Annotated in this window: 8 protein-coding genes and 1 pseudogene; 1 reads left to right on the top strand and 8 read right to left on the bottom strand. The window is 49.7% G+C overall.

The genetic code is table 11. The features are described 5' to 3' along the window. Positions 1-158: pseudogene (locus DXD12_RS15860) on the top strand (tweety protein); the annotation flags it as partial. Between the two features lie 28 nt (positions 159-186). On the opposite strand, the gene DXD12_RS14955 reads toward DXD12_RS15860, so the two are convergent. From DXD12_RS14955 to DXD12_RS14920, 8 genes are all read right to left on the bottom strand, one after another. After that, the gene (locus tag DXD12_RS14955; protein ID WP_118638611.1) at positions 187-1,524 is read right to left on the bottom strand and encodes a virulence-associated E family protein; all 1,338 of its coding nucleotides are present in this window, start codon (positions 1,522-1,524) and stop codon (positions 187-189) included. Next, positions 1,493-2,137 (bottom strand): CHC2 zinc finger domain-containing protein, encoded by a 645-nt coding sequence (locus tag DXD12_RS14950; RefSeq protein WP_099323100.1) that lies wholly within the window; start codon positions 2,135-2,137, stop codon positions 1,493-1,495. Before DXD12_RS14950 ends, DXD12_RS14955 begins: the two co-directional genes overlap by 32 nt. A 65-nt stretch (positions 2,138-2,202) precedes the next feature. Further along, positions 2,203-3,783, bottom strand: a complete 1,581-nt coding sequence (mobQ, locus tag DXD12_RS14945) for a MobQ family relaxase (RefSeq protein ID WP_118638610.1) — start codon at positions 3,781-3,783, stop codon at positions 2,203-2,205. 182 nt (positions 3,784-3,965) lie between these two features. Then, a complete protein-coding gene (locus DXD12_RS14940) occupies positions 3,966-4,370 on the bottom strand; it encodes a hypothetical protein (protein WP_002594806.1) in 405 nt (134 codons plus the stop codon). 21 nt (positions 4,371-4,391) lie between these two features. Further along, positions 4,392-4,646 (bottom strand): CPCC family cysteine-rich protein, encoded by a 255-nt coding sequence (locus DXD12_RS14935; protein WP_002594807.1) that lies wholly within the window; start codon positions 4,644-4,646, stop codon positions 4,392-4,394. Between the two features lie 311 nt (positions 4,647-4,957). Continuing rightward, on the bottom strand, positions 4,958-5,254 hold the full coding sequence (locus DXD12_RS14930; protein ID WP_002594808.1) for a DUF3847 domain-containing protein: 297 nt from the start codon (positions 5,252-5,254) through the stop codon (positions 4,958-4,960). Next, positions 5,247-5,588 (bottom strand): DeoR family transcriptional regulator, encoded by a 342-nt coding sequence (locus DXD12_RS14925; protein WP_002584329.1) that lies wholly within the window; start codon positions 5,586-5,588, stop codon positions 5,247-5,249. Before DXD12_RS14925 ends, DXD12_RS14930 begins: the two co-directional genes overlap by 8 nt. Continuing rightward, positions 5,585-5,773: a hypothetical protein gene (locus DXD12_RS14920; protein ID WP_002584330.1), complete on the bottom strand. Its 189-nt coding sequence runs from the start codon at positions 5,771-5,773 to the stop codon at positions 5,585-5,587. Before DXD12_RS14920 ends, DXD12_RS14925 begins: the two co-directional genes overlap by 4 nt. Positions 5,774-6,102: the final 329 nt, after the last annotated feature.

Below are 6,102 nucleotides of genomic sequence, written 5' to 3'. Positions count from 1 at the left end.
TCCGGCAACGGGCTTCAAAAGACCTTGCAAACAATCTCAATCTGGCGATGGTTACTATTTATACTTTTCTTTTATTTTTCTGTTGTTTTGGTTGTTATAAGGGAGAAAAGCCCGGAAATAAGGGGTTTTCCCCGGCAACCGGCTCGGCAACGGGATAGCAACAGGGGGGGCAACGGGCGGTCATTTTCAGAATGGAAGCTCCATCTGTTCTGTGACCTCCACAAAACCATCCATCGTTTTTTCAGACGGGTTGCCGGAGTCCGTTGCCGGGTTTTCACGCTCCCAGCCCTTTTGTCTGCCATATTCTGAAAACATTCTTGGGTTCGGGAAGTACCGCCAGCGGTCAATGCATTGGTTCATAATCTCGTTGATTTCCCGTATTTCCCATTGCTTCGGCTCGTCAAAGGCATGGTTCAAAGCTTCCTTGTAGAGCTGCTTGGAGCAGACCATGCTCCCGGTGTACCTATCAAGATACGCCTGTATCATTCCGGCTTTGGTGTCCTCCGGCATAAAATCCCGCTGGTGTTCTTTGAGATACCGCTGCATGTCGGGGCTGAAAGCCAGCTTGAACCTGCCGCTTCGGTAAATCTCCATCGCTTCCGCCCACATCTGCTCGATATAGGCTCTGGAAGCAGCTTCGTCCTCCAAAATGTGAACCTCGGCTTGCTCCGGGTACACCATGACGGGGATAAAGCGGCGGTTGCCGGAACGGTCAAGGGGAAGAAAATCAAGGGCATTGGAAGTGCCGCCAAACACGCACTGACGGGGGCGGTCTGCCGGGTGGGTTTCATAGGGTATCTTGTAAACCTCTTTCTGCCGGCTTAAAAATGACTTGATTTCCTCAATGCTCTTGGCGTTGGCGGTTGCCATCATTTCCGACATTTCGATAATCCAGTGACCTTGCAGCTTGCGGTACACATTGTCATCGTCCAGCTTCCGCAAATCATCGGAGAACCACTCGTCCCGGACTGCCAGCAGACGGAAGAAGGTGGACTTGCCAGCCCCCTGACCGCCTACCAGACAGAGCATGATTTCAAATTTGCATCCCGGCTGAAAGGCTCGTGAGATTGCACCCAGCAGGAACAGCTTCAACGCTTCATAGGTGTAATCGTCTGCGTCAGCCCCCAGAAAGTGCCGCAGGCAGAAACGGATTCGCTCTGTCCCGTCCCACACAAGTGTATTGAGATAGTCCCGGATGGGATGGTACTTGTTTTCATTCGCCACAATCCCGATGGCGTTATCAATCTTCTTCTCATTGGTAAGCCCGTAGGTTTCTTCCAGATAGAGAAGCAGATACTTCATGTCCGTATCGTTCAGGGCGGTGCTTTCCCTGTGGAAGCCGATGGGCTTTATGATGTCCTTGCGGTCGGTCAGGATGTTGTATGCGATAGCCCCGGAAAGCAGCGGGTCACGCTGGAATACGGTCAGGCAGTTCCGTATGCTCTGACGGACACCGCCTTTCTCGGTAGTTTCCAGCCCCGCCTTGATTTCCTCAATGCTCTGGGGCGGCTGCATGGCGTTCATGGTGTTTTTTAGTTCTTGCTGCGTTTGCGGCGGCAAGCTCTGCCATTCGCTTTTCAAGCTGTATCACATCCTTTCCGTAGTCCGTAATCAAAGCTGCTTTTTCCTCTGTCTCCCCAAAGAGCAGCACATCCAGCAGATATTCCACTTGGTCTTGCTTCTGTAAGGCTTCCACAAACCGTGGATGAAAGGCTTCCTCCGGGGAGTGCGGGGCATAATCCTTTCTCCATGCCCGAAGCAAGTGAAGATAATCGGCAAGAATACGGAAGCAGCGGCTCTTTGCTTCCTGAAACTGTTCCTCCTGGGATTTCTGCCGGGGCTTGGGCTTTTTTACCTTCCCCGGCGGTTTCCAGTCCTCATAGGAAAGCCCGAAGTCCTGTGCCAGCTGTACGGCGGCTTCTTTCTTTCCCAGCCCATACAGGGCGGCGGCAAAATCAATCACATCCCCATCCGCACCGCAGCCGAAGCAGTGGTAACGCCGATCCAGCTTCATGCTTGGGGTTTTATCGTTATGGAACGGGCAACAAGCCATCCCGTTCCGGCCTACACGGATTCCATAATGCTCCGCAGCCTGTCTTGTTGTGACGGACTGCTTCACAGCTTCAAATACATTCAAATCTATCCCTCCTTGAAAAAAAGAAAAGCACCTGACATTCTCAATCTGAAAATGGCAAGTGCCTGTTAAAGTTCCATATCCTGTTGTTTGTGTTTTGTCTGCACCGGGGCAGTTCTTTGTGCTTTTTTCTCGTCAGCCTTATCCTGCAAGACTTCTTTGATAGGCTGTTTCTTGGGCGGCTCTTTGCTTTCTTCTGTGCCGGGGGTGGCTTTCCGTACCCAGTAGCGAATGTCCCGCAGCTTCTTCAAATCCTCCTGTACCTCGGTCAGCGGTGTTTTCAGGGCTGCAATTTCTTCCAGAAGCGTTTCCTGCTCCTCTTGCAGCTCCTTTTGGGTACTGTCCTTATCGTCCGGGTGCTTGGCAAGGTAGGCGGCGGCTTTCGCATACCGGGCAACCTCCAGGTGTTCCTGTTTGAATTTCTTCTTTGTTTTCTTGAAAAATATCTTCTGGTACTTCTCATAGACAGGCTTACATTCCTTGCAGTCTGTCCGGCTGGCAAGAATCCCGTCAATCACTTTGCTGCGGGCTTCCTTTGGCTTCATCTGATTGCGGTAATCTGCGGCTGATTTCCCGGAAGATTCCAGAAACGCTTCTAAGTCCTCCACAGTGGAAAGCCCCTTTTGCCGGAGATAGGACAGGGCTTCGCTGACTGCCTTTAAGTCCTGTGAAGTCCCCCGGTTCTGTCCAGCCCTCGTCCAGTCCTTCCGTTCTTCCTTTCGTATCTCCATGTACTTCATCAGCAGATTGGGAAGAAGTGTCGCTTCCTCCGCCGCTTTTTGTGCAAGCAGCTCTTTCCGTTTTTCTCCCAGCTCGGTAATCCAGCCTTTGAGGTTTTGGATAAGCTGTCGGATGGACTTCATCAGACTGTTGGCGGCTCTGATTTCCCGGTTCAGGTTTCCGATATTCGTCTGGATACCACGCTTTTCCATCTGCCGGACAGCAGCCCCCTCATGGACAGTGGGGATAATATCAAGCCCCTGTCTGACATAAGAACGCAAGTCCACACGCTCCGGACGGTCATTGGCTTCCAGATAGCGGTTCTGGATGACCTCCCATTCATGCCGCCAGATTTCGCAATACTTCTGGTCGTTCCAATCCACCGTATCCTCCTTGTGGCTTTTCCATCTGCCGGACGGAAGTTTTATCCGTTCCCCGTTTTCGTCAAGGTCATAAACCTTGCGGCTCTTGGGAATCCATTTTCCATGTTCGTCCATTGCCCTCATAGTGAGCATGACATGGGCGTGGGGATTGTGTCCCGGCGGATGGGGGTCATGGATTGCAAAATCAGCAATCATGCCTTTGGAAACAAACTGCTGCTCACAAAACTCCCGGACAAGGACAGCATACTGGTCGGGTGGTATCTCTCTTGGAATGGTAAGCACCCACCGCCTTGCAAGCTGGGAGTTCCATTGCTTTTCCACCGCTTCGGCGGCGTTCCATAAGGTATTGCGGTCTGCATACGACCGTGGGGCGTTTGCCGGGAGCAGAATTTCATTGTGGACAATACCACGCTTTTCCGGGTAGTGCTTCACTTGCTGGTCGTATTCACAGAACAGCTTTTCGCCGCTTTGGTAAGCAGCGGCGGCAACCGCAGACTGTCGCTGGCTGCGCTGAACAATCGTGATTTCGTTGTGTGGGCAGGGCATTTCGTGTCCCTCCTTTCGGTAATTGGTGGATGGGGTGGCGTTTTACCACCTCATTTTGGCAGAAAAAAAGCAGGAGACCTTTTTCAGATTTCCTGCTCGGTGTGCCGCTGTGAGGGCGGCGGATATTTAGCTGTAAAAGTTCGGGACAAGTTGACCCGATGGGTAGATGGTACATTTAAAAATTATGGTTCTCTTGTCATTAGCTCATTAGCATAATGATTAAGAGCTTCACAAGGTTCATATTTGCATTTATAACCAATACCGTCAATTATAATAAATGGATTGTATGCTATAATCTCCACTTGAGAACCATCTGCCAAAGACAGAGTGAAAATAACTGCTTGTCCGGCATATTCTGTATATGAGTTGTCCTTATTGTAAATAACTACCTCATTGAGATATGATACTAATTCCTCTGTTTCTACTATCTGAATTGTTGTATCAGGTGGCGATAACCGAACACTTGCCGAAGTAATATCTGCTGCCTCTAAATCTTTGAATGGTCTATGAGCAGAAAACAAAAGAAAGCTAATACCTATACCGATTAAACATATCAGTGCAATTAACAAAAACTTTTTATGCTTCATTTGATTCTCCTTTACACACTACTATGAAATTTCTTTTTCATCATCTCTTGGTAGTCGGACATAACACACCATTTCTTTTTCACAAGCTCCGAATGTTGAGAAATTTAATTTTGCTTCTTTTAGTGTTATTCCATGATTAGAGTCGCTTGGTTCGTTATCAGAAGCAATGAACGGGTCATTCTCCCAAAAACAAACGGGACAGATATACCCACAATCTTCATTTGCCGGAACATTATAGGTAAAATATCCGCAGCAAGGACATTGGTATTTTTTCATATAAACCTCCCGTTTAAGCCTTGACCTCAAATTCCTGATTTATTTCTGACTTTATTATACTTCATCGATTATCGAAAAGATAGCATATTTTATGAAACTTGTCGGCTGGGAACAGCTTACAGCGCAAGGTGTCCCCAGATGGCAAGTCCACAAAAGGGTAGCTGGCGGCAGCCAGCGCAGGGGAAGCGTAGCGTCCCCTGTATGATTTGGAGCAGACCTTGACTGCGGAAAATCACAGCCCTCCGGCGAGGAGCCTTCGGAGAACGCAATGCACCAACCTTTGGGTGGTGTATAATTGCGCCCTTAGTAAACTAAGGGGTTTCCGGCTTCTCCCGTTCCAGCAGTTTCTTCAATAGTTCCTGCGTGTCCTGCCTGTGAAAAATGAGTTTCAACAACAGCATGACATCATCATCTGTCAGGCGTTCCGGCTCTTGCAGAAAACTTTCCAGCATACCGCCACGAGTACAGAGCCGGTGTGTCCGTTCTTTTCGGGTAAGCTGCTTTAGCTGGTGCTGCAATGCCTTTTCATCATTGATGGCTTTCCGCAGTTTCTTTTCACTCTTTTCCAACTCTCGGTTGAGCTTTTCCAGCTTTGAGGTATCAGGCAAGGGCAGCGTCCTCCTTTCCCGGTATCAGCACATAAATCCTGTTTGGTTCTCCAACGCCCTGACGCACTCGCATGATCAGTCCGGCGGTTTCCAGTTCATTCAGAGAACGCTTGACCGTCATGGGGCTGCGGGACAGGACTGCGGCAATGGCTGTGACAGGGAAGCAGATAAACAGGATTCCGTTCTCGTCCTCCTGTCCGTTGGATAGCATAGCGTCCAACATCCGGCAGTACATGACCTTTGCGGTGCTGCTGACTGGAAATCCTGTCAACGCTCTGGGAAAGGGCATACAGGGCGGCAACGGTGTGCCTATCGTCATAAATTCAAAATTCATTCGGTGTGTTCCTCCTTTTTCTTTGCTCTTTTGGATAAATAACGGGGGCAGTCAACCACAACCGCCCGGAAGCTCTGCTTGCACCCATGCTTGCATTTCCGGCATAATTCGTTGTAAGTGACACGCCCCCGGTCATTGAGGTAAAAGGAAAGCTCATGCTTCCGCTTTTTGCTCATTCTCGGCATGTTACGTTTCCTCCCGTTTTCGTGTATGGTTTCGGGGCGATTTTCGGCAAAATTACAGCCATAGAGCCGCTTAAAATCTCCCGAAGTCTCAGCGATAGGGTAGACTATCTCCCTATCAAATTGTCGTGTTTCGGTATCATTTCGGTATCAGTTCGCCAGTTCTCCCCGGTGTCGTTCCTCCCCTGAATCTCACAGCGGCGTATCGCTCCCTTTGGTACGCTCGTTTCGGTCAGGGTTCCTCCATATCCCTGCCAAAAGTCATGGCGCTACATCGCCGGGGAAGCATATCCCACACAGGCTGGTCATTCGATTGGAATAATCCATCGATG

Source organism: Clostridium sp. TF11-13AC (assembly GCF_003481065.1).
In the GTDB taxonomy this organism is placed as follows: Bacteria; Bacillota; Clostridia; order Lachnospirales; family Lachnospiraceae; genus Otoolea; species Otoolea fessa.
Note: the sequence above shows the minus strand (reverse complement) of the source record. Positions and strands in the feature narration are given on the sequence as shown.